The following is a 25,830-nucleotide window of genomic DNA, read 5'->3' as shown; positions in this document are numbered from 1 at the left end:
GGTACTCCGCGACCACGAACATCGTCCGGTCGCCGTTGTTGGTCGGGACGCCCGTGAGGCCGCCCGTCCGCGAGGCGACGTCGTCGACGCCGTCGAACCGCACGACCTGTGCGCCCGTCGGACTCGTCGCGAGCGTCGGTCCACCATTAGCCGAGAGGCCGTTCCCGTTGCCCGACTGGTCCGCCCACGCCGTCACGGCCCCGCCCGAGGTGGTGACGCCTCTCGTCGAATCGAGGTGCAGCGCCAGCCCGTCCGTCACCGGCAGGTCACCACAGGAGCCTGCCGGGCGGTAGTCGGCTGTGACCGTCGAGTCAGTGTCGGGAACGGTGTACGTGTGGGTCCGTGCGCCGCCGTCTGACCACGAGACGAACTCGTACCGGACGCCGTCGACGCACTGCTCTGTGGGCGCAGAGAGCTGGTGTTCGAACCCGATGAGCGTGTCGTGGACGTACGGTGTCGACCGGGGGATGGTGTCGAGCGTCAGGCTCAGTCCGGTCTGGTTGGTGTCGAGAGCGACGTTGACCTTGTCCGGGTAGATGCGGACGCTCGTGCTGTTCGACAGACCGTCCGAGTCGGTCGCGATGAGCGTGATCGAGTAGCCGGTGTCCGAGGAGTAGTCGTGCCCGGACGAGGAGACGACGAACGACCCGGAGTCGCCGTCGACGACGACCCCCGGATGGGTGTGCTCGTTGTGTAAGAAGAGCGACTCCCACTGGAGCTGGCTGGCGGGTAGCGCCCCGTCGTCGGGGTCGACGGCGTAGCCGCTGAAGTTGATCGTCTCGCCCGCACGGAACAGCGTTCCGTCCGCCGGCTGGTCGATGTACGCCGTCGGGGGCTCGCCGATGGAGATGGTGATGGGGTCGGACGTCGTCGTCCGCTCCCCGTTCGAGACTTCGACGATGGGGCTGTACACGCCGACGTCGGTGTACGTGTGCTGGACGGTCTGTCCCGTCGCAGTCGCCCCGTCACCGAACGTCCAGGTGTAGGTCAACGGCAACCCGTTCGGGTCGGTCGCACTGGCGGTGAAGTCGACCGTGCTGCCGGCCGATCCGCTCGTCGGGGTGGCGCTCACCGAGTCGATGACCGGGGCCTCGTTCGCGCTGTCGTAGACGATGCGCTGGACGCTGCCGGAGCCGGTGTCGGCCGAGTAGATGTCGACGTAGTAGAGCGCCCCGTCCGGTCCCTCCGCGATGTCGACGACGGACCCCACGTCGGTCGCGAAGTCCGTCGAGGAGACGACGTCGCCGTTCGAGTCGAGCGTCAGATACTTGATCCAGCCGCGGACGTAGTCGCCGTAGAAGAGCGTCCCGGCGTACTCACTCGGGAAGTTGTTCCCGCGGTAGACGGTTCCGACGGTGACCGACGCCCCGGTTCCCTCGTGCGGGTAGGTGTAGATGGGGTCGTCGTACGCCGGGTCGGTACACATCCCCTCACAGTTCGGCCAGCCGTAGTTCGCCCCCTTCCGGCCGACGTGGATGTCCTCGTACGCGTTGGTGTTGTCGTTGCCGCCGACCTCGCCGATGTAGAAGCGGCTGGTCGGGAAGTCCCACGTGGCGCGGTATGGGTTCCGGAGACCGTACGCGTAAATCTCGGGAAGTGCGTCGGGGGTGTCGACGAACGGGTTGTCGCTCGGGATGGTGCCGTCCTTGTTGATACGGATGAGCTTCCCGCCCGCACGACTGAGGTTCTGTGCCTGGTCGCCGTCGAACTCCTCGCCGGTGGCGAGGTAGAGCTTCCCGTCCGGCCCGAAGCCCATCCCACCGCCGTAGTGGCAGCACGACTCCCAGGGTTCGTTGTCGCGCCAGATGACGACTTCGGAGTCGAGACTGCTGCGAGAAGACAGTCCGCCGCTGTTCTCGGCGTGAGTGAACCGGCTGATCTGGTTGTATCCGAGGAGGTTCTCGACTTGGTAGGTGTAGTAGATGTAGAGGTAACCGTTCTCCTCGAAGTTCGGGTCGAGCGCGATGGAGGTGACGCCCTTCTCGTTTCGGTCCTCGAGTTCGTCCTTCCCGCTCCCGTTCGGGAACTGCATGTATACCTCCTTCTGCCCGGTCGCGGGGTCGACGATGTAGATAATGCCTCCCTTCTGGAGGAGGAGCATCCGCCCGTCGGGGAGGAACTCGACCATGACCGGCTGTGCCAGTCCGCCGACGACCGTCTCGGTGACGAACTGGCCGGGGAGGTGACTGTCGTTGATCGCGGCGAACGAGCCACCGGTGCTCGAGTCGACGCCGGCCCCGTCGAGTGCAGGTCGGGCAGCGTCGACTGGAGCGGCGGCCCCGGCGACCGTCCCGACACCGACCTGAACGAACGCCACGGCAGAACCGGTCACCATGAGGAACGCGAAGAGTGCGGTGACGAACGAGCGGGCGGAAGGGATGGAGTGGAGGTGTCGGGTCATGATAGGACGACTGACTGTTTCTTTCCTCGTCCTACACGGTACAGACAATAAGTTAGACACACCAATCTGCAGACGGAACGTGCGTGGAGAATAATATCGGAGCTTAACGCTCAGATTTACCGACTCGTCGTTCCGGTATCTGACTGGTTATATGAACGTTATTTCTACTGCCGACCGGTCGCCGACGCGACAGGCCCGAACGGCCGCGGGTCGTCGACTGCGGCCGTTCGCCGGGGACGAACGTCACCGCCACGGGACGGTTGGGCAGGCCATACTCATACGCTCACACCGGCAACGGGTGGACAGACCAGTGCCAGGAAGTAGATTGCGAGGAGTTGTCGCCAGGCTGACACCGGGCGGGAACCTCACGGAGCGAGCGGTCAAGAGTGGACTGTGGGCGTCGGCCATCACGGCCGGGACCCGCGGCCTCCAGCTCGTCACCCTCGTCGTCGTCGCCGGCTTGCTCGGCCCGACGGCGCTCGGACTCCTCGGAATCGCGTTGCTCACCCTCGCGGTGCTGGAGGTGTTCTCGAACCTGGGGATGGACGCGGCACTCATCCAGCGCCGGGAAGAGAACGTCGATGCGTACCTCGACACCGCGTGGGTGCTGCAGGTCGTCCGCGGGGTCGTACTGGCGGGCGTCGCGTGGGTCGTCGCGCCGCACGTGGCGGCCTTCTTCGGCGAGCCGCGGAGCGTCGACCTCGTCCGGGCCATCGGCATCTCGCCGCTCCTCCTCGGTCTGCGGAACCCCGCCGTGATGTACTTCCAGAAGAACCTCGAGTTCCACCGCCAGTTCGTCTACCAGCTCTCGGGGGCAGTCGTGGACGTGGGCGTCGCGCTCGTGCTCGCGTTCGCGACGGGGAGCGTGTGGGCGCTCGTCATCGGGAAGCTCGCGGGCGACGCGACGCGGACGGTCGTCTCGTATCACATCCACGACTATCGCCCGTCGTTCCGTGCGGACGTCGGCAAGGGTCGCGAACTGTTCGGTTACGGCAAGTGGATCATGGGCGCATCCGTGACGGCGTTCCTGCTCGGGCAGGGCGACGACGTCTTCGTCGGCTGGTTCCTCGGTGCGACGGCGCTCGGCCTCTACCAGCTCGCGTACCGTCTGGCGAACGCGCCCGCGACGGAGATTACGAAGGTCATCTCCTCGACGATGTTCCCGACCTACTCGAAGCTCCAGGACGACCTGCCGGCCGTCCGGTCGGCGTACTTCCGCGTCCTGCAGTTCACGAGCTTCCTCACGTTTCCCGTGAGCGTCGGTATCCTGGTGACGGCGCCGTCGTTCGTCGCGGGCTTTCTCGGCGAGGAGTGGCTGCCGATGGTCCCGGTCCTGCAGGTGCTCACCGCCTGGGGCCTGTTGCTCTCGGTCGGCGCGAACGTCGGGCCGCTGTTCCGCGCGCTGGGACGACCGGACCTCGAGACGAAGGTGAAGCTCTGGAAACTCGTCGTGGTCGCACTCCTCATCTACCCCGCGACCGACGCCTACGGCGTGGTCGGGACCGCCGGAGCGATCATCGTCGCCTCCCTCCTGACCTCCGAGCCACTGGCGAACTACTGGGGGCTGAAGCTCGTCGACGGGACGGGCAGACAGTTCGCACGGACGCTCGCGTACCCGACGGCGACGAGTCTCGCGATGGGCAGTGTCGTCTACGCGGTTCGCGAGAGTCTCACGCTCGCGCCCGCCCTCGAGTTCGTCGTGCTCGTCGTCGTCGGAATCGGCGTGTACGCGGCCGCCGTACTGGTCGTCGATTCGACGACCGACTACGACCTCCGCTCGGTGCTCGCGCTCATCCGGCGGAACCTCGCCTGAACACTCGGGGACGGCCGGGCGGATAGCCGACACATAATCTCCGGGCGCTCGACGTTAGCCAGCCCATGTCTATGACCTCCTCGCGCCTCCTGAACCCACATGAAACGGAACGTCGTCCTCATCTGTCTCGACACGGTCAGAAAGGACTACTTCGACCGCTTCGCGACGCGACTCGCGGCCGAGGCGGACGTCTCCTACGAGCAGTGTCGAGCCGCGTCGGCGTGGAGTTCGCCCAGCCACGCCTCGATGCTGACGGGGACGCTCCCACACGAGCACGGCATCCACACTCACAACAGGGACTTCGCGACGCTCTCCCGCGGGGACACCGTCGTCGGTGACCTCGCCCGCGACGGGTACACCGCGCTCGGCGTGAGCGCGAACCTCTTCGCCGGACCGCGGTACGGCTTCGACACGCTGTTCGACCGGTTCGTCGGCGTCGACCCCAAAGTGGTCTTCCAGGACGCGTGGGAACCGCTCGGGGTCGAGGGAACCGGTCTCCGACGCGGCGTCAACTACGTCCGCGCGGCCCACGGCCGCGGTCAGTTGGGGAAGTACACTGCGAACGTAGCGGCCTACCAGGCGAACCGACTCCTGGGTCGACTTCCCGTCTCCTTCCACGACAAGGGTGGGACCACCGTCTCCCACGAGGCGCTCAGGCAGGTCCGTGAGACGGAGGGACCGTTCGTCCAGTTCGTCAACTTCATGGACGCCCACCAGCCGCACTACCCGTTTCGCGGTATCGACGGGTCGCTCCACTCGGTCCCCCGCGGATGGAGCTCCGCCGACGACTTCTACCGTGTCAAGTGGGAGGTCAACCGCGAGGGGCGGGTCGAAGAGAATCGTGAGTTTCTGGACCGGTTCGAACAGTTGTACGGAGCCTCCGTCGAGTATCTCGACCGTCTCGTCGTGGAGTTCATCGAGTCCGTTCGCGACGAAACCGACGGGAACACGACGTTCGTCGTCACCGCCGACCACGGCGAGAACCTGGCCGGCGAGGCCGACGGCTACCTGTTCGAACACACCTCCAGCCTCTCGGAGGGGCTGTTACACGTCCCCTGCGTCGTCGTCGACGCGCCCGTCGAGCGACCGACGACAGTGACCGACCTCGTCTCGCACCTCCAGTTACGCGAGTTGCTCGTCGGCCTCGCCCGTGGGGAGTTCCCGGACGTCACCCGCGAACGCATCGCCGCCGAAGTCGTCGGACTCTCGCCCGGGACGGTGGACCTCACACCCGAGGAGGAGTCGTACTTCGACCGGCTCATCCGGGCGACGTACGAGGGCGAAGACAAGTACGTGTGGGACTCGCTGGGGAACACAGTCGCGTACCGTCTCGACCCCGGCCGTCCGTCCTGGGAGGAACGGAGAGGCGAGGGCGTCTCGCTCCCCGCGTGGACGACCCACTACTTCGCCGACGACGCGGCCGACGCGAAGGCCCGGGCACGGGACGTGGCGCGCGGAGAACGCGAGGTGGTCGGCTCGTTCGCCGAGGCTCGACTCCGCGACCTCGGCTACCTGTGAATCGGCCGAGAGTCGACTCCGACTGTCGCCCCGGCGAGTGATTTACGAAAATTTGATATTCTTCTCGTTCTCGGTTAGAAACGTTCTAACGCGCCTCGAGTGCTTTTGACGCTGTTTTATGTAACAAATACCGATATCCTCGATATGTATCATTATAACATCATGGTGCTCATCGGGCTCAGTGCGGTAGAGTTGCTAGGTCCACTTGTCCCCGTCCTGACCGTCGTAACACTGCTGGGGTCTGTCGTCGTGGCCGGACTCGCCATCCACTATCAGGACCGGCCCGGCGTCCGGAAGGCGTTCGTCCTGCTCTTCGTCTTCTGTCTGCTGTCGGTGACGCTCACGGACCTCCACTTCCTACCGTTCTTCGCGTGGCACAAGTTCCCGGCGACCGTGGACGCGGACGAGGTCCGCTACCAGATCCGCGTCGTCGACGACGCGGGGCGCGAACTCAACTACGACCGCCAGGCACCGTTCGCCAACGACGGTATCAAGGCCACGAGTACCGCGAAGCGGATGGCGACAGTCTACGACCAGGAGACGAACGACGAGGTCGCGGCCTACCTCCTCGAACGGGGACGCGAGTATCGCGTGACTGTCGAGCGCGGCGGCCGGTTCCTCCGGCCGGTCCGGTTCCCACCGCACGGACTCGACGTCGGCTGGGACCGCATCGACACGACGCAGTACGGCGAGTTCGTCGGCATCTGCGTCTACGAGATGCACTACGCGACCAACGAGGCGGGGACGGACATCGTCTCCCACGAGGAGTGGGTCGTCTACGAGTACCTGCCCGCTTCGGCCAGTGAACGCGGCCGGGCGACCGACGACGCGGCCGACCGCGTCTCGGCAGACGCCGCCGCGGGCACGACGCGGGGGGTGGTGGCGTGACCGCTGGGCGTCACGGGGAGTACGACGAGAGTCGCAGCCTCCGCAACCGTCTCGGCTGGCTCGGCAGACTCGGCTTCGTCAACTACGTCCGGAGCCCCACCCGGACGTCGCCAATCAACCACGCCGTCGCCCGGTTCCTGCTCGGCTCGTACGTCGTCTGGAAGATCGTCTGGTACGACTGGCGGGCGTTCCTGTCGATGCCGGTCCTCGACACGACGACCTACGCGTTCGTCGTCCCGCCTGCCGAACTCTGGTGGGTGTTGACTGCCGAGCAGCTCCTCACCGTGGTCGCTCTCGGGTTGTTCGTCGTCGGCTATCGCCTCCGCCTCACCGCCTTCGTCGCGTCGACGTTCCTCGTCCACATGGGCGTCGTGCGGTTCACACAGAACGGTTCGGGCGCGACCACGCCGCTGTTCCTCGCGGCGTATCTACTCGTCTTCTTCGCCCTGTACGACCGGGACAACGAGCTCTCGGTCGACGCAGTCCGACGGACGGCGAGCCAGTCTCTCGCCTCGCTCAACGACCACCTCAAGGCGGACGAACCGTCGACTCACGGCCACCACGCGCTGAAGTGGGGACTCCTCACGATGGGAATCGTCTACTTCGGTGCGGGGTAGATAAAGGCCATCCTCGGCCCGCTGTGGGCGTGGCCGACGGCGACGAACCTCAGCCGAATCGTGCTCATCGAGACGTTCTACTACCCGAGTCCGTGGGGGGTCGGCGAGTTCCTGGTTTCACATCCCGCACTCGTGACGGCGAGTGCCATCGGGACCCTGGTCCTCGAACTGGGGACCCTCCCGGCCATCCTGCTCGGCCTCCCGCTCGCACCCTTCGTCCTCGGAATCTTCGGGATGCAGGCCGTCATCGCCGTCGCTATCGGGCCGTTCTTCTTCGACGTCTACCCGCTGTTCCTGCTCTTCTTCACCTGGGACGTCCTCTACAGGCGTCTCGTCTCCACACGGCCCGTCGTGGTCGTCTACGACGAGGCGTGTTTCTTCTGTGCGCGCAGCCTCTACCTGTTCAAGTATCTCGACGTGAATGGAACGGTGACGTTCTACTCGCAGTCGGACGTCCCGTCCGAGTACGCCGAGAGAGAAGACCACGACGCGGTCGACTACAGTCGTTCGATGTACCTGTTCACCCCCGACGGACGGACCCACGAGGGGTACTGGGCCTTCCGCGAACTCCTCCGCCAGTTCAGAGTGTTCGCTCCAGTCACCTTCGCGATGGACCTCGGTCCGGTCGCACGCGTCGGCGAACGCGTGTACCGCCGAATCGCCGCCAACCGCTCGACGTACTTCGTCTGTGCCGTCGACCCCGACTCGCCCTCTGGCGTCCCCGGTGACGAGGGCACGACGAGGACCGACGGTAGCGTCTCACGACCCGACGAACGACGCGCTGACTGACACCGTCGCGCGCTCGCGGACCGGAGTCGAGCTTTCTGGGGGCCACAGCGTCTGCGAATCCCCCACGCGTTCAGCCGAGTTCGACCGGGACGGTCCCTCGGCCGCCCGGGTGACGGTGGGCGTCGGTCGAGAGCGTGGCCGGGTTCGGCTCCATCGCTACCCACGAGAGGAGGTGGTCGTGGAAGTCTCGCATGTTCGTCCGGCCGCCGAGATCCATCGGCTTCGACAGCGAGTAGAACGGTCGGTTGTAGTGTGTCCTCCCGGGCGAGGTGTTGGCCGCGCCGTTCTCCGAGCAGAAGACAACGAGGTCGTACGTCCCCGCGGCGAGGTCACAGATTTCGCCGGCGAACGCGTCGATGCGCCGGTAAATCTCCTCGACCCTCTCGAGGTTTGGCTCCTCGGCGTAGACCAGATACAGGTGCTGGTACGAGTCCAGAATCTGGAACTGCGTCATGAGGAACTGCCGCGGTTCGCCGGCGAGCGCCTCGCGGAACTTCCGACTGCGCCACGCGAAGTTCTTCTCGGCCAAGTCGACGGCACCGGCCTCGCCGAACTCGGGCAACCGCCGCGGGTCGAGGATGTTCCGCCCCAGCGCCCACGAGGGTTCGGGGTTGTACGCGGGGACGTACAGCGCCTGACTGTCGGGAATCTTCTCGAACAGCGTCGGCACCTGGAGGTCGACCTGGAGGTAGTTGCGCTTCTCCAGGCGGGGACGGAGCGTCCGGTAGAGACCCTCTCGGAGCGGACGCGTCCGGACCTCGAGGCCGTGGACGAACGGTTTCCGGTAGGTCCGTGGGCGGATGACGTGCTTCTCGAGCCACTCGGCCTGCGGGTCGGTGTAGCGCTTCCGGCCGGTGACGCCACTCGTCCGCCAGTCGTGGCCGGTGATGAGCTGTGAGGTTATCTGCGTGGAGACGTCGCGCGTCTGCCAGAGCTCGTCCACCTCGATACCGCCGTACTGTGCCTGCATCAGGTTCCGACAGTCGAACCGCTCGAGGTAGTGGAGGTCGATCCCGCCGAACATGACCGTGAGAACGTTCATCTTCCACAATCGTACGCGCGAATCAGTCCTTACTATAGCCAGACTAATCGGTGACTGTGGGTGGTTTCGACGCTCATAACCTCGCGAACAGTCCGGGGGCGGGTGACTCGAGTTCGCGGTCGGGGTCACCGCCGCTCTTGAGCGACCGTGTGCGGTAACGAACTGGGTAACTAAGCGCTCGGACGCCCCTCTGTCGGGGATGAGCGCACACGCCACTGCAGTCCTCGCTGCCCTCCTCGTCGTCCTCGCGGGACCGGCAGGGGGACCGCCCTTCGACTCGCACGCGGCCGAACCGTACGGCCTCACCGTCGACGGGACCGTCAGTGTCCACACGCCGGCGGAGGCCGTCACGCTCGGCGGAACGACGGTCGACGTCGACTCCACCTCGCCGCACTCCGGATACGAACCGATCACCGTGACGGTGACTGCGCCGACAGGCGACGCCCGTCTCGAACTGTTCGACGCGAACGGCGACCGCCGGACGGTCGTCGACCGCACCGGCGACACCGCCACGATACCGACTGAGGCGCTGTCGTCGGGGACGTACTACCTCGTCGTCCGGGACGCTGGTGAACTCCGCGCCGTCGAGCGGCTCGTCGTCTCGCGACACGACGTCGACGTCGCCGTCGACGAGGCGGGTGGGCCCGACGAGTTCGCCTTCTACGTCACCGTCATCCCCGGTGGTGACATCCCGTACCACGGCGTGGAGGTCGTCGCGACCGACGGAACCCGCGAGGTGACCACGGACGGGACCGAGCTCAGGCAGGGACTGTACGCCGCGACAGTCGACCGGACCGCCCTCCCCGCAGGTGAGTACGCCGTCTACGCGCGACTCGTCGGTCGTCCTGGCCCGTACGTCGGCATGAGTGAGGCGCTCACCGTCAGGGTCGACGGCGACACGGCGGCCGAGGGCGACAGGAACGAGCAGGCAGGACAGGCGGGGACGACCGACGTCGCCAGCGACGTCGCGACCGAGGGACCCACCTCTCCCTCGCCCGAGACGACGTCGACGCAGTTCCCCGAGACCGGCGTCGTCCTCCTCCTGCTGACGCTCGTCGTCGGGGGGCTCGTCGTCCGGCTGCGGCCGCGGCGGTGAGTTCGGCCGGGTCGTAGTCGTCTCTCGTTCTCTCCTCCCCTCGGTGTCACCGCTCGGCGACGTCCCGGTAGACCTCGGCGGTCCGGTCGGCGATAGTGTCCCAGTCGTTCGCGGCGATGCGCTCGCGGTTCCGTGCACCCATCGCCGCGAGGTCCCGCCCCGCGAGCGAGCGAAGCGCCTCGGCCAGCCCCTCGGGGTCGTCCGGGTCGTACAGCACGGCCCCGCCGTCGTCGCCGACGAGGGCAGGGAGACAGCCGATAGCGGGGGAGACGAACGCGCGACCGAAACTCATCGCGAGGACCGCGCTCCCGGAGGTGAGGGTGTCGCGGAACGGGAGCACCACGGCGTCGGCGGCCAGCATGTACGTCTGGGCGTCGTCGGCGGGGACGTACTCGAGTCGCGTTCGGACGCGGTCGTCCGCAGCGGCGGCACGTTCGACCGCCTCGCGGACCTCGTCGGCGTGTGGGTTGCCCGCGACGAGGAGGTAGTCGTCGGCGCCGGCTACGCGCGAGAACGTCTCGATCAGCGCGGGGACGTTCTTGTACGGCCGGATCATCCCGAAGAACAGCGACACGGTCGCGTCGGGCGGAAGGTCGAGGGCGGCGCGGGCCGCCGTCGCGTCGCCCTCCGTCTCGTATCGGTCGAGGTAGTGGCCGTGGGGGACGACGTGTAGCTTCGCTCTCGCGGCAGGAGAGAGACCGTACGTCTCGACGGCCCGGTCGACCGCGACGTCGCAGTGAACGACGACTGCGTCACAGAGGTGCGTGACGAAGAGGCGCTTGAACGCGGCTTCCCCCGCCACCGTCGGTGACTCGTGTGAGGTGAGGTTGTGGAGCGTCCAGACGACCCGGACGCCGAGGAGCCGGAGGACGAGAAGCTGGACGACGAGCACGGCAGCACGGAGGTAGAACAGCGGCGCCCACGGCGCGTGGAAGTACGCGTGGAGCCAGTGGAGGTGGAGGACGTCGACGTCGCGCGTGCGGAGATACGCCCCGAGGAGCGGGAGGAACGGGCCGTCGGTCACCGTGTCGACGGTGACGTTCCCGCGCCCGAGCGCCTCGCCGAGCGCCTTCTGGTACGGGTTCGAGGGGTAGTACGGGGCGAACAGGACCTTCACGGTATCAGACGAGGCGGACGCCGGGGCAAAAGTCTCGCGGGTCGACGCGGTGTCGTCAGCCACGCCCGCTGTACGTTCACCCGTCCCGTCCGGAGGCTGGCCGCGCTGGGCTCGCTGTCGGTGCTCTCGGTGCTGTCGGCGCGTCCGGCCGACCGTCGCGACGCGAATCCGGTTCCACATCTCAGTCTTCGGCGACGGCGTAGGGTGGACTCCCGAGGCGCTCGCGGCGGGTCGCGAGATGGCGGTACAGTCCGAGACTACAGAGACCGAGGCCACAGGCGGCGAGTGCCCAGAACACGCCCGCGAGGCCGACGCCACCGAGGAGTCCCGCAGGTCGGACGAGGAGCAGGGGGACGGCCAGACCGAGAGCGGTTGCCATCGCACCAGGGACGCCGAGTGCGAACAGCGGTCGGTCCCGAACCGTCGTCGCGACGATCGCCGACACGAGGTCGAACCCCTGTGTGAGCGGGTTCTGGCTGTTGGCGTGTTCCACGTCGTACGTGATGGTCGTCCCGACTTCGGCGACCGAGTGGCCGTGTCGGTGGACGTGGTAGAGGATGTCCAGACTCGCCGCCATACAGTCGCCGATGGTCTCGGCGGCGGCGAGCGACCGGGTGACGACGGCGTCGTAGGCGCGGAAGCCGCTCTGTGCGTCCGTGAGTCGCTGGTCGGGGCGGTACGCGCCGAGGCTCAGGTTCGTCAGGGCGTTGATCACCCAGAGTCCGAGCCGCCGGTACAGCGGTGCGTCGGTCGCCGCGCCCTCGACGAAGCGGCTTCCGATGACGACGTTCGCGCCCGTCTCGACCTGTGCGGCGACGAGCCGTGGGATGTCCGCGACGGTGTGCTGGCCGTCGGCGTCGATGACGACGAGGTGGGCCGCGTCCCGGGCAGCAGCCTCGGTGAAAATCGTCTTCAGCGCGCCGCCGTACCCCCTGTTCGCGGGGTGGGAGACGACGAGTGCGCCGGCGCGCTCGGCCTCGGCGGCCGTGTCGTCGGCGCTCCCGTCGTCGACGACGAGGACGAGGTCGGCGTGCGGCCGAACCGCGGCGACGACCTCTCCGACGGTCCCCGCCTCGTTGTACGCCGGCATCGCGACGATGACGCCGTCGGCAGGGACGTCGTCGACGGGCGCCGCGCGCCGCCGTGGCGCAGGAACCGTCGGCGCCGAGCGGTCTACGGGCGTGTGGGCGGCTCCGTCCGCCGACGTCGGTTCGATGGCATCAGATGACACGTCTGTGGTTCAGGACTGTCCGCTGACGCTTTGTTATAGCAGACGTATCCGGAGGGGGCCGACAGTTAGCGACGGACCACAACTGTCACGACTCCGGAACGTCACCGGTTAGCGACCCGGCACGTGTGGTTAGGCGGCCGTAGAGTCGCTCGAATCGGGGACAGCCTGGTCTCGACGCTCGGCGGCGAGGGTGACGAGACGGAGGAGCGACGTACCGAGACCGCCGAACCTGAACGGGAGAGGGGTAGCGCCGAACCGACGCGGAGACGCTACGACTCGGAGGCCGAGGGGTTCGCCAGCGACTCGTCGGGGACGTCCTCGGCGTCACCGGGAGCAGGGACGCGCTCGAGTACCTCCTCGACGACGTCCTCGCTGGTGACACCCGCGAGTTCGGCCTCCGATGTGAGCGAGAGGCGGTGTCTGAGGATAGCGGGCGCGAGGCGGATGACGTCGTCGGGAACGACGTAGTCGCGCCCGTCGATGGCGGCGTACGCCTTGCTGGTGTTGAGGAAGGCCAGCGTCGCACGCGAGGAGGTGTCGTACGCGACGTCCGGATGGTTGCGCGTCGCCGCCACGAGTGCGAGGATGTACTCCTTGAGTCGGTCGCTCACGTGGACGGTTTCGACCTCCGCCTGTGCCTGGCGGATGTCGGCTACAGTCACGACGCTGGAGACTTCGTCGGGGCCGAGTCCGGGCTTCGCGTCGAACCGGTCGAGCAGCTCGAACTCCTCGCGGCCGGTGAGGACATCGACGACGAGCTTCTGCTGGAACCGGTCGTTCTGCGCTTTCGGGAGGTTGAACGTGCCCTCCATCTCGATGGGGTTCTGCGTCGCGACGAGCATGAACGGGTCGGGGAGGCGTCTGGTCTCTCCGCCGATGGTGACCTGTCGTTCCTGCATCGCCTCCAGCAGCGCCGACTGGGTCTTCGGCGTCGCCCGGTTGATTTCGTCGGCCAGCACGACGTTCGCGAAGACCGGTCCCGACCGGACCTCGAACTCACCCGTCCGCTGGTCGTACACCTCGGCTCCCGTGACGTCCGCGGGGAGCATGTCCGGCGTCATCTGGATGCGGTGGTAGTCGAGGCCCATGGCGATGGCGAAGAGGTTGGCGATGGTGGTCTTCGCCACGCCGGGGACCCCCTCGACGAGGACGTGACCGTCTGTGAGTAGCGCGACGGTGAGTCCCTCGACGACGTGGTCGTTGCCGATGAGTACGGTTCCGATTTCCTCGCGGAGCGTCTGATACAGGTCCTCGGAGTGGGTCATTACGGGAGGGACGGGGGAGAACGCGATAGTTACAGGTCGCCTATCCGCCCGGGAGGGGGTCGTGGGTTCCGAACCGGAGTGACGAACCGTGCGTAGTCGACTCATAACTTTCCAGAGACCAGTGGTTGACCCCCGTGTGAACGTAACGCGTCTCTACTGGGGTGGCGTCTCGACCGGTGCCGTCCTCCTCGGCGGAGCGGTACTGTTCGAGCAGCCGATGCTTCTTGGTGGGGGGGTGGCCGTCCTCGGGTGGTTGCTCGCACGACAGTTCCGTTTCGTCCGGGCGATGCGTCGCGTCGTAGCGTCGGCGACAGTCGACCAGGTGCCGACCCGGGACCGCACGGCCGTCGACGAACCGCTTCCCGTGGCCGTCTCCGTCTCGTTGGCGCGTCCGTCGCCGCTGGACGTCGTCGTCGACCTGAACGTCCCCCCGGCGGTACGGTGTGTGTCGCCGGACGGACCCGAGGCAGTCGTGACGCTCGACGCGGGAGCGACCGACGGAACCGGCGAGACGACCGTCGTCTGGGACGTCGCCGGTCGGGACCGACTCCGACGACCACTCGCGACGTTCCGGGACCGTGCAGGGCTGTTCGTCGCGACGGCAGCTGTCGGAACCGAGCGACCCGTCCGCGTCGGCACCCCGCGGGTCTCGCGAGTCAGCGTCGGTCGGACCGGGCGTAGCCTCCTCGAGGGGTCCGACACCCAGGTCAGCACCGGTCTGTTGCGCACGGTAGAACCCGACCGGGTCCGGGAGTTCGTCACCGGGGACTCGGCGCGGCGAATCGACTGGCGAGCCACCGCCCGGTTCGGTGACCTCTACGTCCGCGAGTACGAACGGGAGGCGAACCGGTCGATCCTCCTGATCGTCGACACCCGCGCGACGATGCTGCAGGGACCCGCCGGGCGGACGAAACTCGACTACGTGCGTCACTTCTCCCTGTCCGCCTGTGAGCTCTTCGAGAGCCGACGGCTCCCCGTCGGCCTCTGTCTGTTCGACGAGACGGGACCGACCACGCGAATCGAACCGCAGACGCGCGCGCGGAGCGGCGACGGGTCGGTACGGTCCGCACTCGAGTCACTCGGCGACGGCTCACGCGAGACGGACGGGCCGCTCGCTTGCGACGGAACCGGCCGGAGTCACGGGGTCCGCTCCCCGCGGGTCGTCGCCGAGACGGCACGAGCCCTCGCCGACGAGTCGGCGTTCGCGACACGGCTCCGTCCGTTCTTCGAGCCGTCTCGCCGCCGGAGCCGACCGGCCGACGTCGGCCCACTGTACCAGGCCGTCCGGGCGAGTCGAGCCGAGTCGCGAGGGCGCGTGGTGACCGTCGTCTTCACCGACGATTCCCACGGCGCCGAACTCGTCGAGACGGTGACCGCGGCGACGCACGACCGTGGCGAGGTCGTCGTCTTCCTCACTCCTTCCGTCCTCTTCGACGGTGGGGTGCTCTCGGACCCGGACGCGGCGTACCGTGAATTCCTGCGGTTCGAGGAGTTCCGTCGGTCGGTGGACGCGTATCCGGACGTCACAGTGTACGAACTCGGCCCGGGTGAGACGCTGGCGTCGATTCTGTCGAGCGCGTCGGGCGCGCGGCGACGACAGCGCCCGAGCGAAACCGGGAGCACGGGGAGAGGGGACAGCCGAGACGCGAGCGAGGCGTCGGGGGGGACGGCACCCCGGAACGTCGCCCGCGTGGAGGCGGCCGATGACTGAGGCCGAAGCGGTCCGACACGGCGCGTCACGGCGGGACCGTCTCGCGTCGTGGGTGACGCCACGGACCGTCCTCCAGGGACTCGGCCTGCTGGGCGTCGGCGCGGGGCTCTGGACCGTCGCGGGAGTGCCCGGAGCGGTGGGGGCCGGCGTCGTCGCCCTGTTGCTGTACGTGCTCTCGGGCGTCTACGCGTTCGGTGCCGGACAGTTCGTCCTTGCCGCCACGGTGCCGGCCCGTCTCACGCCGGAACTCGCCCTCGTCGAACTGGGACTGGTCCTGGTTCTCGTCGGGGAGACGGTCACTCGGCGGGGAGTCGTCGCCACCGCCCTCGGCGCCGTCGCGCTGGCGCTCGTCGCAGTCGGCGTCGGCAGCGTCGCCGACGGCCGCGAGACGGACGTCACCCTCCTCGCCGGCGGAGGGTTCGTCCTGCTGTCGGTCGTGCTCTGGCTGTCCGTCAGACGGATGAGCGTCGAAGGGAACGCCACCACCCGAGCTAGCCGCGACGGGGAGCAGTGAGCGGAGACGTGGACACCAGGCCACCGCGCTCACCGGTCGTGAACACCCCGCGAGACCCGCTCACGAGGTACGGCTGCTCGGTATCGACGGACGAAACGGTACGAAAAGATACATTACGGTATGTTCCGGAGGGTACGAAAGTCGACCACATGGCAGAGAGCAGAGGGACCACGTCCGACGCCGAATCGGGTGATGGAGGGGCCGACGTCGAGGCGGAACTCCGGCGCGTCCGCGCGGAGAACCGACGCCTCCGAGCGGACCGAACCGACGCACTCGCGGGTCGCCACCGCCGAGGAGCGCTCGGGTTCGCCCTCCTGGGCCTCCTGTCGGCCGGTGCCGGATACGCCTTTCCGGAGTCGCGGACTGTCCTCTTCTCGCTCGCGGGAATCGGTCTCTTCGGCGCGGTACTCACCTACTATCTGACGGCCGCCCCGTCTGACGGCGACGCGACTGCGAGAGACGTCTACACGGCCTACGCCGGGACGCTCGGCGAGATGGCCGGAGAACTGGGACTCCGCGACGTCTCCGTCTACGTCCCCCCCAGCGGCGCCGACGCCGACGACGCGACGGCGGCCGACGGGAGTGGCGTCCGTCTGTTCGTCCCTCAGGCGGCGTCGTACGAGGTGCCCGTCGACGCTGACGCCGTGTTCCTCGCCGGTGCGGGAGACGGCCGACGGGGCATCGCCGTGCGACCCATCGGAGCCGTCCTCTTCGACAGGTTCGAGGCGACGCTGGTCGACCCACTCGCGGAGACGCCGGGGGCGCTCGCGACGCAACTCGCCGCGGCGCTCGTCGAGTCGCTCGAACTCGTCGCCGAAGCGACCCCGGAGTACGACGCGGACAACGACCGAGTCACCCTTCTCGTCCGGGGGAGCACGCTCGCAGGCCTCGACCGGTTCGACCATCCGGTCGTCTCGTTCGTCGCGACTGGACTGGCGCGCGGACTCGGCCGACCAGTCCGGACCGGCGTCCACGCTCGCGAGGGCGACGAGACGCTCCTCGTCTTCTCGTTCGACGGCGACGGCGCGTCGGGCGACCCGCAGGCCGACACGGACCAGAACCGGGTGGAGGCACTCGACGAGGACGACGGCCCCGGGTCCGACGACCCCGAGTCAGACGGAGACGACGACACGACCACGGGGTGACGGGAAGCGGTCGAATCCGACTCGGTTCGACGCTGCCGACTCGTCGAGGCCGACCGCTCACTGAGGAGGGCGACGGGACCGAACTGAACTGGGGTGGCGAGGATAGTGGGTTCGTCGGAACGACAGCGTTGGAGGGTAGTAGAGGCAGGAGGTTCTCGGAGCGTCGTCGGCTTCAGTCGTCGTCCGGCGCCGTGCCGGAGAGCGCCCGGACGGCCCGGGCGAGTCGGTCGGTCCGCTCGGGGTCCCACTCCGGATGCGTCGCGCGGAGGTGGGAGACGAGCGTCTCGTGGTCGACGCCGGCGTGGGTGTGTGGGACGTCCCCGGTCCCGTGACCGCTCGGTGGAGAAGTCGACGTCGCGTCGGTGGGGCGTCCCCGTGAACGGCGGCCGACGCGAGTCGCGACCAGGCCGACCACGAGCAGGGTTACGACGCCGAGGCCGGCCTGCAGGTGAGGGGCCGACGCGACGACGGCGAGTGCCTGTTCGAGCGGCGGGACGTGTACGCTGTGCGAGTAGTCGAGGAGGACGCGGTCGTGTCGGGCGAAGACGTTCTCGACGAAGGCCGCGTTCCCCGGGCGGTCGAGCATCGCGTTGATGAGTGCGCTCGAGTCCGAGACGACGACGACGGAGCCGTCGCCGAGTGGTTCGACCGTCACGAACGGGTACGGCCCGAGCGACGTCCCGACCGGGTTGCCGGCGTCGTTTCGGACGACGGCGTAGTCGGAGGAGGCGACGAGGACCGACGCGCCGTTCGGCCGGACGTAGGTCCCGTGGTTGAGGGTGAACGTGTCGACGCCGACGAGGAGCCGCGACGCCGCGTCCGGACGGGCGACGGGCATCGTCGGGGAGCGGTAGTAGACAGCGTCGTCCGTGACCAGCCGGCCGTCGACCCGGCTTCGAGCGCCCAGCGACGCCAGCAGTGCGTTCGAGTGGGGACCGAAGTCCTCCGCGACGAGGAGCGTCCCGCCTCGACGGACGAACCGCTCGACTGCGACGGCCTCGGCGTCGGTGTAGCGTCGATCGGGCGAGACGACGACGGCGACTGTCCCGAGGGGCCGAACCGAGTCGTACGCGTCGGTCGTCAGGGTGACGTCGCTCTCGACGTCGGCCTCCGCGGCGACAGCCTGCAGTCCCGACGCCCCCTCCCAGTTCCCGTTGAAGGGGCTGAACGCGGCACTCGTCGTCCCGGCGGAGACGACGACGGCGACGACGACGCACACTCCGAAGACGGCGAGGAGCCGTTCGGGGACGACGTCGGGCATCAGAACCACCCGCTCGGGAGGACGGCGACGAGACGGAGGGCGACGAAGTACGTGAACCCGAGAACGCCGAGGACCGTGACCGGCCAGAGGCGCCGTCGCCACGACGACGTCCGGTTGACGGGCGCGGTCAGTTCCCGCACCACGAGAAAGCCGAGGAACGAGACGACGAACAGCAACTCGAACGAGACGGCGTCGAAGACGGCGAGGAGCGAGACGCTCACCACGAACCACGCCATCAGGACACGGACGAACCGAAGCTGCTGCCGCATATAGGCCAGTCGACGCCGAGTGCGGGGTTAGTTTGTCAGCTCATAACCGCACGCGTATGTCGATCCCAGTGACGACAGTCGGTCGGTGACGGCAGTCGGTCCAGCCGCTGCGTGCACCGGGTCCGGCGTAGCCGACGGCCGGCGCGTACGCGACGAGCAACAGACCGCCCCTCGGCCGACGGCAGACACTCGGACGAGCCACGTCGACGAGCGGACCGGTGTCGTCGCCGCTTCGACAGCAGCGACGAGCACGAACTCGGCGGGCGGTCGGAGTGGTCACCAGGGCGCTCGACGTGTGAGTTAGGAGACCATTTGTCGCCGGATCGACGCGCCGAAGGGGTCGAAACCGACGACGACAGACCCCGACGAGAACGGATTCAGCGGTTCTGACGGGGCCGAAGAACGTCAGCTTCGGTTGATCGACAGCGTTCCGTATAGCTCCGCGATAATCATGATAGCTGAATTATAACTATCCACGTTCCTCGCCTCGACTGCTACCGACCACAACATGCACACAACCTGGAATCAGACCCCGGTCCTCGTCACCGGCGGAGCAGGCTTCATCGGTTCGTTCCTCGTCGAACGTCTCGTCGAACTCGGCGCCGACGTCGTCGTCGCCGACAACCTCTCTCGGGGGGGAGCGGACAAACTGGCCGCCGTCGTCGACCAGGTCGAACTCCACCCCGTCGACCTCACGACGATAGAGGGGTGTCTCCGTGCGACCGAGGGGGTCGAGGTCGTCTTCCACCTCGCTGCGAGCGTCGGAGGCGTCCACTACATCGAACGGGAGAACGTCGGCGGCCTGACGCCGAGCGTGCTGATGAACCAGCACATGCTCGAGGCGTGCCGGATCCGCGGCATCGACCGCTTCGTCTTCGCGTCGAGCGCCTGTATCTACCGACAGCAGACAGACGAACTCAACGAGTTCAGCGAGGACCAGGGCTACCCCGCACACCCCTTCTCAACCTACGGCTGGGCGAAGGTCCTCGGCGAAGTCGCCTGCAAGGCGTATCACGACGACTACGGGATGCGGACCGTCTCGGTCCGAATCTTCAACGCGTACGGCCCGCGCGAGAGCCTCGACCCCGACAGCAGTCACGTCATTCCGTCGCTCTGCCGAAAGGCTATCGAGGCGCCCGACGGCGGCAGCATCGAGATATTCGGCGACGGGACCCAGGAGCGGGGCTTCATCTACGTGACCGACCTCGTCGACGGACTCGTCCGCGCGGCCGAGGTGAAAGGCGACGGCGGCGTCATCAACGTCGGGAACGCCCACGAAGTCGTCAGCATCGCCGACCTGGCCGCCCGGGTCATCGCCATCTCCGGGAAGGAACTGCGTATCGACCGTGACCGCTCCGGACCGACCGGGACCAACCGCTACTGTGCAGACATGACGACGATGATTCGCGAACTCGGCTGGGAACCGACCGTCTCTCTCGACGAGGGACTGCAGCAGGTGTACGACTGGGCGGCCGCCGACCTCGGTGCCGACGCTCACCAGCCCGTGCTGGCCGACGGGGGCGACCGATGAGCTTCGTCGGCGACGAGGTACTCGTCACTGGCGGCGCCTCGTTCATCGGTTCGCACCTCGTCGAGGACCTCGTCGCCGCCGGCGCGGACGTCCGCGTCGCCGACGACTTCTCCTCGGGGAGGAACGAGAACCTCGCCGCCGTCGAAGACGACGTCGAGGTGCTCCACGGCGACCTCCGGGACCCGTTCTTCGCCCGCAAGGCCACCGAGGGGATGGACCGGATGTTCCACCTCGCCGCCGACCACGGCGGCCGCGGCTACATCTCGAAGTACCCCGCGAACTGCGCGACCAACATGGCACTCGACAACACCGTGTTCGAGGCGGCCGCGAAGAACGGCGTGTCGAAGGTCACGTTCGCCTCCAGCGCCTGCGCCTACCCGACCGACATCCAACAGGAGCGCGTCCCCCTCCGCGAGGACATGATTTCCTTCGACGAGCGGGGTGGCGCGTTCGCCGACGAGACCTATGGCTGGGCGAAGCTGATGGGCGAGCTCTCGCTGGGAGCGTTCCACGAACAGTACGGCCTCGACGCCGCGTCGGTGCGCATCTTCACCGCGTACGGCCCCCGCGAGAACGAGTCCCACGCCGTCATCGCGCTCATGGCGAAGGCGTACGCCGAGCAAGAGCCCTTCCAGATATGGGGCGACGGCGAGCAGACGCGCAACTTCACCTACGTGAACGACATCACCCGCGCGCTGATGCTCGCGAGCGAGCACATCACCGACGGCTCCGCCGTCAACGCGGGTGTCCCCGACTACATCTCCATCAACGAGGTGACCGAGGTCATCTTCGAGACGCTCGGCTGGCGCCCGGAGGAGATCGACTACATGACCGACAAGCCCGTCGGCGTCAAGCACCGCGCCGCCGACACGACCCGCGCCGAGGAACTGCTCGGCTGGTCGCCGGAGTACTCGCTCGAGACGGGCATCGAACGGACGCTCGACTGGTACGTCACCCACCGCGAGAAGGAGGACGTCCGCCGCGACCTCGAGACGCTCCTGACCTCGCGCTGAGGTTCCCCGTCCCGTTCGTGCCACCCGATCCGCGTTTCTCATACCTGACATGACATGACTCATACCCACATCGAATCCGTTTCCGACGACCCCACCGCCGCCGACCTCGACCCCGACCGCGAGTACGTGCTCGTCACGGAGTACTTCGCGCCCGACACCGCCTCGACCGGCGTGTTGATGACCGACCTCGCGGTCGGGCTTCGCCGGCGTGGCCTCGACCTCTCGGTCCTGACGAGCCAGCCGAACTACCACAGCGGCGAGAACGAACGCCAGCCACGCCAGAGTGTCCACGAGGGCGTCCCCGTGCGCCGAATCCGCGCCCCACAGCTTCGGCAGTCGTCGCTCCCCCGTCGACTGTTCAACTGGACCGTGTTCACCCTCGTAGCCGCGCTGACGCTGTTGGTCTCGTCACCGTCCGGGGGGCGCGACCGGGAACTGCTGTTCGTCTCGAACCCGCCCTTTCTCCCGCCGGCGATGTGGTTCGTCGCGCGACTCCGCGGCTGGGACTACACGTACGTCGTCTACGACCTCTACCCCGACAATATGGTCGAACTGGGTTTCCTCCGGAGAGGGGGGCTCGTGGTCCGCGTCTGGTCGTGGGTGCACCGGCGGGTGTTCCGTGCCGCGCGGGCGGTCGTTGCACTCGGTCCGGTGATGCGCGACCGAATCGCCCGCGTCTCCGGGCCGGGGTTCGACGCGGGTCGAGTCGCCATCGTCCACAACTGGCAGGACGGGTCGTTCGTCGTCCCCCGCGACAAGGCGGAGAACTGGTTCAGCGCCGAACACGGCGTCGTCGACCGCTTCACCCTAGTGTACTCGGGCAACATCGGCACCTTCCACGACCTCGACACCCTCGTCGAGGCGGCCGCCCGCGTCGACGACCCCGACGTCCACTTCCTCGTCATCGGCGAGGGGGACAACAGGAGACACGTCCGGGGCCTCGCCGACGAACTCGGTCTCGTCCCCGAGCGGGTGACGTTCCTCCCGTACCAGGACTGGGAGGACCTCCCCTACAGCCTCACCGCGGGCGACGTCATGGTCGTCACGGTCCAGGAGGGGTTCGAGGGGCTCTGCGTGTCGAGTAAACTCTACACCGCGATGGCGACGGGGCGGCCGGTGCTCTGCATCGCTCAGCCCGACTCCGACGAGGCACGCATCGTCGAGGGGTTCGACGCCGGTCGGCAGGTCGCCCAGGGCGACACCGAGGCGCTCGTCGCCGCCATCGACCGCTGGCGGTCCGACCCCGCGTACTACCGGCGACAGGCCGCGAACGCCCGGCGGGCGTTCGACGCCCACTTCACGCGTGACGAGGCCATCGACGCCTACTACGCCCTGTTGACGCGGGGACCGGCGGCGGTGAGCGACGTGAGGGTCGCAGAGGCCGACGACACAGTCGACACGTCGGGCCGGACTGACTCGGAGGCGGCGACGGCCGACGACTGATTCGGCCGGACCCCACCTCTCCTGATGCGGCACCCACGTCGAGGCCGGACGGGCGGTTAGGTGCGTGCTAAACCCCGAACGGACGGCGAGACCCGAACCGCTCACCAAGCACCGTCCAGTCCTCGGATTCGGCTGAGATCGTCGGTGACGCGCCGTCACGGCATCGCGCGGCTGGCGACCGGTAACTACGTTCATAAATAAGTCCTCGAACCGACTCCTTGGTGTCAGAGATGCAACAGACTCCACACGTCGTTCTGCTCACTGTCGACTGCTGGCGATACGACAGGTGCGGATTCAACGGCTACGCGCGGCCGACGACGCCGGTGCTGGACGGACTGGCTGGCGAGTCGCTCGTCTTCGACCGCGCGTTCGCCTCCGGGAGCATCACCGCCGGGTCGTTCCCCGGCATTCTCGCCGGGCACCACTCGCACAACGCCTCGGTCAACAGCCAGCACCCCCAGACGCAGGTCCAGGGAATCCCCGCGGGGAGCGCGACGCTGGCGAGTCACCTGCGCGACCACGGCTACCGGACCGTCGCGACGGTCACCAACGCACACCTCCTGCCGAGCCTCAACTTCGACGTCGGATTCGACGAGTTCCGCAACGTGGAGGTCACCGGCGACGATGGCGACGGAAAACGCGAGGCGGGGACAGGCGGCGGAGAGAGCGGCTCAGACGACGAATCGGAGGCGAAGGCGACCCCCTTCCGCGGCAAACAGATGGGGAGCCTCTTCCAGGACTTGCGGGGTCGCCTCCGGACGAAGTCCACCGCGTCGCCGCTGCGGAACCCGTACGTCCTCCCGTTCGTCGCATACCGCTACTCGCAGCTGCGCGACTGGCCGAGTCCGTCCGCGGAGACAGTCGTCGACGCGTTCACCCGACAACTCGACGCCGCGTTCGACGCGGAAGGACCGGTGTTCGCCTGGACGCACCTGATGGACCTGCACGCGCCCATCCACCCGGTACAGGTCAACGCCGGGGGGCTGACGACAGTTTCGAGGTACGAGGCGTTCCGCTACGACGCCGAACGGCTCTGTAACGTCTACAGCTCAGGCTACAACGCGATGTACGACAGTGTCGTCCGGTACGTCGACGGGCAGATCGCGGCCGTCGTCGACTACCTAGAGGCTCGCGGCGTGTGGGACAACACCGTCCTCGTCGTGACGGGCGACCACGGCGAGGCGCTCTTCGACCGGGGTTTCTACGGCCACCCGGCTCACTACATGTACGACGAACTGCTCCACGTTCCCCTGCTGGTTCGGACGCCCGCACGGGTCGGTCGTCGAGTCGACGGCCCGTTCTCGCTCGCGTGGCTCCACGAACTCCTCGCGGACGTCACAGGCGTCGCGCGCGGCCCGTTCCCGGCGACCAGCGGCCGCACCTCACACGTCACGGCGGAGGGAGACGCCGACGCCGTCGTCGTCGCGGACGCGCTCGACGACTGCGGGCATAGTATCGTGGTTCGGAACGCCGAGTGGAAGTACTGGCGCGTCGGAAGCACGTTGAGTGAGTGGTCGTACATCGACCTCGACGAGGCACCGACCGACTGGGACTGGACAACGGAGGGGACCGGCTTCCGGACCGACTCCGACCGGACCGAACGGCATCCGGTTCCGGGGTCGGTCGTCCCCGAGTCGCTCCCGGCCCACGCGGACGCCGTCGAGACGACGAACGGCGCCCGCCCGACGCTCCGTGTCGAGTACGACTACGACGTCGAGGACCGCCTCAGACAGCTCGGGTACCAGACGTGACCGGAGAGAGGAAGGTCATGACGCCGGTTCGGGGCTCCGACGGCACACAGCCGGCAGTGGTGACGACGCGGGGCACGGACCACGACGACGCGGGTCCGACGCGACGACTGCGCGTCCTGAACGTGGCGATGTCGACGCCTGAACTCAGAGCCGGCGGCGCGGAGCGGGCCGGTCTCCAGCTCGGGGACCACCTCGCGGCGTACGTCGACGTCGACAACGCGAAGATGGCCGCCACACACGACGAGGACCTCGTGACCGAACTGGAACTGACGGGGGCGTTCGTCACTGTCCCGTCGCGGACGTGGCTCCGCGGGCTGTGGAACCGCGTCCACTCCTCGTCGAAGAACTACTCGAACACGGTCGTCTGGTCCGACCTGCGTGACCTCGACCTCGACGAGTACGACCTCGTCCACGTCCACAACTCCGTCCCGATGGCCGGGATGGTCCGGGTTGCGCTCGCGTGCAAACGCCGCGGCGTGCCGTACGTGGTGACCACCCACGAGGTGAGCAGCATCTCCGCGTTGCCGACGTCGATGGAGATGTCCCTGCTCCCGCGGGTCGCGTTCGAAGTCGCCGTCCACCGCCCGTACTGGACGGTCCTCCGGCACGCGCGGCACCTGTTCGCGCTCTCTGCAGACGACGCCGCACGCCTCCGTGCGCGGCTCCCCGGGCAGTCGGTGAGCGTCGTCCCGAACGGCGTCCGACTTCGTCCGCCAGAGCCCGACGCGGCTGACCGCGTCACCGAGCGGTGGGGGATTCCGGCCGACCGGCGCGTCCTCCTGTTCGTCGGTCAACTCAGCACCAGCAAGGGCGTCGGCGACCTGCTCGCGGCGTACGACGCGCTCGAGACGGCGTGTACGCTAGTCGTCGTCGGCCCGGTGAAGGAGCCAGCGTACCGCGAGCGACTCGAATCGTACGACGACACCCAGGTCCGGTATCTCGGCTACGTCGGCTACCCCGAACTGGGGACGCTGTTCCAGCGCGCGGACGTGTTCGTCTTCCCCACCCGGTCGGACGTGTTCCCGCTCGTGACGCTGGAGGCGATGGCCGCCGGGACAGCCGTGGTGGCGACGACGGTCGGCGGCATCCCCGACCAGCTAGCGGGGGAGGCGGGCGTGCTCGTCCCGCCGGAGCGACCCGACCGTGTCGCCGAGTGCGTCGACCAGTTGCTCACCGACGACGCGTACCGGGCGTCGGTCGCTGCCCGCGGCTTCGAGCGCGTCGAGCGCGAGTACTCGTGGGACGGCGTCGCCCGACGCGTCGCCGAGACGTACGAGACGCTCTGTCGGTAACGCCTCATTTCCGCCGCTGTCGGTCGGTTAGGGGACGGGAAACAAAGCCCGTCGGTGTCGACGTGACGACAGATGAGTACGAACACCCTTCCGCGGACCGAGTCGCCCCGCCGACTCGGGCAC

21 protein-coding genes are annotated in these 25,830 nt (G+C 67.9%); 14 read left to right on the top strand and 7 right to left on the bottom strand.

The genetic code is table 11. The features are described from left to right. Nucleotides 1-2,401: PQQ-dependent sugar dehydrogenase (locus tag ACESK5_RS04300; RefSeq protein WP_372910309.1), on the bottom strand; the 2,401-nt coding region annotated here is incomplete at its 3' end. A 310-nt stretch (nt 2,402-2,711) separates the two neighbouring features. Between ACESK5_RS04300 and ACESK5_RS04295 the strand changes: the two genes are divergently transcribed. The 5 genes from ACESK5_RS04295 (at nt 2,712) to ACESK5_RS04275 (ending at nt 8,026) form a co-directional block, all read left to right on the top strand. Next, the gene (locus ACESK5_RS04295) at nt 2,712-4,214 is read left to right on the top strand and encodes a lipopolysaccharide biosynthesis protein (RefSeq protein WP_372910308.1); all 1,503 of its coding nucleotides are present in this window, start codon (nt 2,712-2,714) and stop codon (nt 4,212-4,214) included. 99 nt (nt 4,215-4,313) lie between these two features. Next, nucleotides 4,314-5,732: a sulfatase-like hydrolase/transferase gene (locus ACESK5_RS04290; protein WP_372910307.1), complete on the top strand. Its 1,419-nt coding sequence runs from the start codon at nt 4,314-4,316 to the stop codon at nt 5,730-5,732. 162 nt (nt 5,733-5,894) lie between these two features. Then, the gene (locus ACESK5_RS04285; RefSeq protein ID WP_372910306.1) at nt 5,895-6,620 is read left to right on the top strand and encodes a hypothetical protein; all 726 of its coding nucleotides are present in this window, start codon (nt 5,895-5,897) and stop codon (nt 6,618-6,620) included. Then, nucleotides 6,617-7,237: a hypothetical protein gene (locus ACESK5_RS04280; RefSeq protein ID WP_372910305.1), complete on the top strand. Its 621-nt coding sequence runs from the start codon at nt 6,617-6,619 to the stop codon at nt 7,235-7,237. The genes ACESK5_RS04285 and ACESK5_RS04280 overlap by 4 nt, the downstream gene beginning before the upstream one ends. A gap of 60 nt (nt 7,238-7,297) precedes the next feature. Continuing rightward, the gene (locus ACESK5_RS04275) at nt 7,298-8,026 is read left to right on the top strand and encodes a thiol-disulfide oxidoreductase DCC family protein (RefSeq protein ID WP_372910304.1); all 729 of its coding nucleotides are present in this window, start codon (nt 7,298-7,300) and stop codon (nt 8,024-8,026) included. Nucleotides 8,027-8,096: 70 nt separating this feature from the next. Here ACESK5_RS04275 and ACESK5_RS04270 read toward each other — a convergent pair whose 3' ends face one another. Continuing rightward, on the bottom strand, nt 8,097-9,068 hold the full coding sequence (locus ACESK5_RS04270) for a hypothetical protein (RefSeq protein ID WP_372910303.1): 972 nt from the start codon (nt 9,066-9,068) through the stop codon (nt 8,097-8,099). 199 nt (nt 9,069-9,267) lie between these two features. On the opposite strand from ACESK5_RS04270, the gene ACESK5_RS04265 reads away from it, so the two are divergent. Continuing rightward, on the top strand, nt 9,268-10,164 hold the full coding sequence (locus ACESK5_RS04265; RefSeq protein ID WP_372910302.1) for a T9SS type A sorting domain-containing protein: 897 nt from the start codon (nt 9,268-9,270) through the stop codon (nt 10,162-10,164). A gap of 46 nt (nt 10,165-10,210) precedes the next feature. On the opposite strand, the gene ACESK5_RS04260 is transcribed toward ACESK5_RS04265, so the two are convergent. From ACESK5_RS04260 to ACESK5_RS04250, 3 genes are all read right to left on the bottom strand, one after another. Further along, nucleotides 10,211-11,281: a glycosyltransferase gene (locus ACESK5_RS04260; protein ID WP_372910301.1), complete on the bottom strand. Its 1,071-nt coding sequence runs from the start codon at nt 11,279-11,281 to the stop codon at nt 10,211-10,213. A gap of 181 nt (nt 11,282-11,462) precedes the next feature. After that, nucleotides 11,463-12,512: a glycosyltransferase family 2 protein gene (locus ACESK5_RS04255; protein ID WP_372910300.1), complete on the bottom strand. Its 1,050-nt coding sequence runs from the start codon at nt 12,510-12,512 to the stop codon at nt 11,463-11,465. Between the two features lie 269 nt (nt 12,513-12,781). After that, a complete protein-coding gene (locus ACESK5_RS04250; protein ID WP_372910299.1) occupies nt 12,782-13,777 on the bottom strand; it encodes an AAA family ATPase in 996 nt (331 codons plus the stop codon). A gap of 136 nt (nt 13,778-13,913) precedes the next feature. Between ACESK5_RS04250 and ACESK5_RS04245 the strand changes: the two genes are divergently transcribed. From ACESK5_RS04245 to ACESK5_RS04235, 3 genes are all read left to right on the top strand, one after another. After that, complete coding sequence (locus ACESK5_RS04245) at nt 13,914-15,488, top strand: DUF58 domain-containing protein (RefSeq protein ID WP_372910298.1); 1,575 nt, start codon at nt 13,914-13,916, stop codon at nt 15,486-15,488. After that, entirely contained in the window at nt 15,481-16,002 is a 522-nt protein-coding gene (locus ACESK5_RS04240; protein ID WP_372910297.1) for a hypothetical protein, read from the top strand. The genes ACESK5_RS04245 and ACESK5_RS04240 overlap by 8 nt, the downstream gene beginning before the upstream one ends. A gap of 149 nt (nt 16,003-16,151) precedes the next feature. Further along, the gene (locus ACESK5_RS04235; protein WP_372910296.1) at nt 16,152-17,147 is read left to right on the top strand and encodes a hypothetical protein; all 996 of its coding nucleotides are present in this window, start codon (nt 16,152-16,154) and stop codon (nt 17,145-17,147) included. Nucleotides 17,148-17,319: 172 nt separating this feature from the next. On the opposite strand, the gene ACESK5_RS04230 is transcribed toward ACESK5_RS04235, so the two are convergent. After that, nucleotides 17,320-18,408, bottom strand: a complete 1,089-nt coding sequence (locus ACESK5_RS04230; RefSeq protein ID WP_372910295.1) for a DUF4350 domain-containing protein — start codon at nt 18,406-18,408, stop codon at nt 17,320-17,322. Then, nucleotides 18,408-18,677 (bottom strand): hypothetical protein, encoded by a 270-nt coding sequence (locus tag ACESK5_RS04225; RefSeq protein ID WP_372910294.1) that lies wholly within the window; start codon nt 18,675-18,677, stop codon nt 18,408-18,410. Before ACESK5_RS04225 ends, ACESK5_RS04230 begins: the two co-directional genes overlap by 1 nt. A 508-nt stretch (nt 18,678-19,185) precedes the next feature. On the opposite strand from ACESK5_RS04225, the gene ACESK5_RS04220 reads away from it, so the two are divergent. The 5 genes from ACESK5_RS04220 to ACESK5_RS04200 all read left to right on the top strand — a co-directional run bounded on the left by ACESK5_RS04220 (nt 19,186) and on the right by ACESK5_RS04200 (nt 25,707). Then, on the top strand, nt 19,186-20,208 hold the full coding sequence (locus ACESK5_RS04220; protein ID WP_372910293.1) for an NAD-dependent epimerase/dehydratase family protein: 1,023 nt from the start codon (nt 19,186-19,188) through the stop codon (nt 20,206-20,208). Next, entirely contained in the window at nt 20,205-21,221 is a 1,017-nt protein-coding gene (locus ACESK5_RS04215; protein WP_372910292.1) for an NAD-dependent epimerase/dehydratase family protein, read from the top strand. Before ACESK5_RS04220 ends, ACESK5_RS04215 begins: the two co-directional genes overlap by 4 nt. Before the next feature lie 54 nt (nt 21,222-21,275). Beyond that, on the top strand, nt 21,276-22,664 hold the full coding sequence (locus ACESK5_RS04210) for a glycosyltransferase family 4 protein (protein WP_372910291.1): 1,389 nt from the start codon (nt 21,276-21,278) through the stop codon (nt 22,662-22,664). A gap of 230 nt (nt 22,665-22,894) precedes the next feature. Next, a complete protein-coding gene (locus ACESK5_RS04205) occupies nt 22,895-24,415 on the top strand; it encodes a sulfatase (protein WP_372910290.1) in 1,521 nt (506 codons plus the stop codon). 17 nt (nt 24,416-24,432) lie between these two features. Next, nucleotides 24,433-25,707, top strand: a complete 1,275-nt coding sequence (locus tag ACESK5_RS04200; RefSeq protein ID WP_372910289.1) for a glycosyltransferase family 4 protein — start codon at nt 24,433-24,435, stop codon at nt 25,705-25,707. The last annotated feature ends 123 nt before the right edge of the window (nt 25,708-25,830 follow it).

Origin of the sequence: Salinigranum sp. (genome assembly GCF_041641895.1) — an archaeon.
GTDB lineage: Archaea > Halobacteriota > Halobacteria > Halobacteriales > Haloferacaceae > Salinigranum.
This window is presented reverse-complemented; position numbering and strand designations above follow the sequence as displayed.

Coding starts and splice junctions, on each gene's coding strand:
- ACESK5_RS04290 (WP_372910307.1), top strand. CDS start 4,314: ATGAAACGGAACGTCGTCCTCATCTGTCTCGACACGGTCAGAAAGGAC.
- ACESK5_RS04285 (WP_372910306.1), top strand. CDS start 5,895: ATGGTGCTCATCGGGCTCAGTGCGGTAGAGTTGCTAGGTCCACTTGTC.
- ACESK5_RS04270 (WP_372910303.1), bottom strand. CDS start 9,068: ATGAACGTTCTCACGGTCATGTTCGGCGGGATCGACCTCCACTACCTC.
- ACESK5_RS04265 (WP_372910302.1), top strand. CDS start 9,268: ATGAGCGCACACGCCACTGCAGTCCTCGCTGCCCTCCTCGTCGTCCTC.
- ACESK5_RS04250 (WP_372910299.1), bottom strand. CDS start 13,777: ATGACCCACTCCGAGGACCTGTATCAGACGCTCCGCGAGGAAATCGGA.
- ACESK5_RS04240 (WP_372910297.1), top strand. CDS start 15,481: ATGACTGAGGCCGAAGCGGTCCGACACGGCGCGTCACGGCGGGACCGT.
- ACESK5_RS04235 (WP_372910296.1), top strand. CDS start 16,152: ATGGCAGAGAGCAGAGGGACCACGTCCGACGCCGAATCGGGTGATGGA.
- ACESK5_RS04230 (WP_372910295.1), bottom strand. CDS start 18,408: ATGCCCGACGTCGTCCCCGAACGGCTCCTCGCCGTCTTCGGAGTGTGC.
- ACESK5_RS04225 (WP_372910294.1), bottom strand. CDS start 18,677: ATGCGGCAGCAGCTTCGGTTCGTCCGTGTCCTGATGGCGTGGTTCGTG.
- ACESK5_RS04220 (WP_372910293.1), top strand. CDS start 19,186: ATGCACACAACCTGGAATCAGACCCCGGTCCTCGTCACCGGCGGAGCA.
- ACESK5_RS04215 (WP_372910292.1), top strand. CDS start 20,205: ATGAGCTTCGTCGGCGACGAGGTACTCGTCACTGGCGGCGCCTCGTTC.
- ACESK5_RS04210 (WP_372910291.1), top strand. CDS start 21,276: ATGACTCATACCCACATCGAATCCGTTTCCGACGACCCCACCGCCGCC.
- ACESK5_RS04205 (WP_372910290.1), top strand. CDS start 22,895: ATGCAACAGACTCCACACGTCGTTCTGCTCACTGTCGACTGCTGGCGA.
- ACESK5_RS04200 (WP_372910289.1), top strand. CDS start 24,433: ATGACGCCGGTTCGGGGCTCCGACGGCACACAGCCGGCAGTGGTGACG.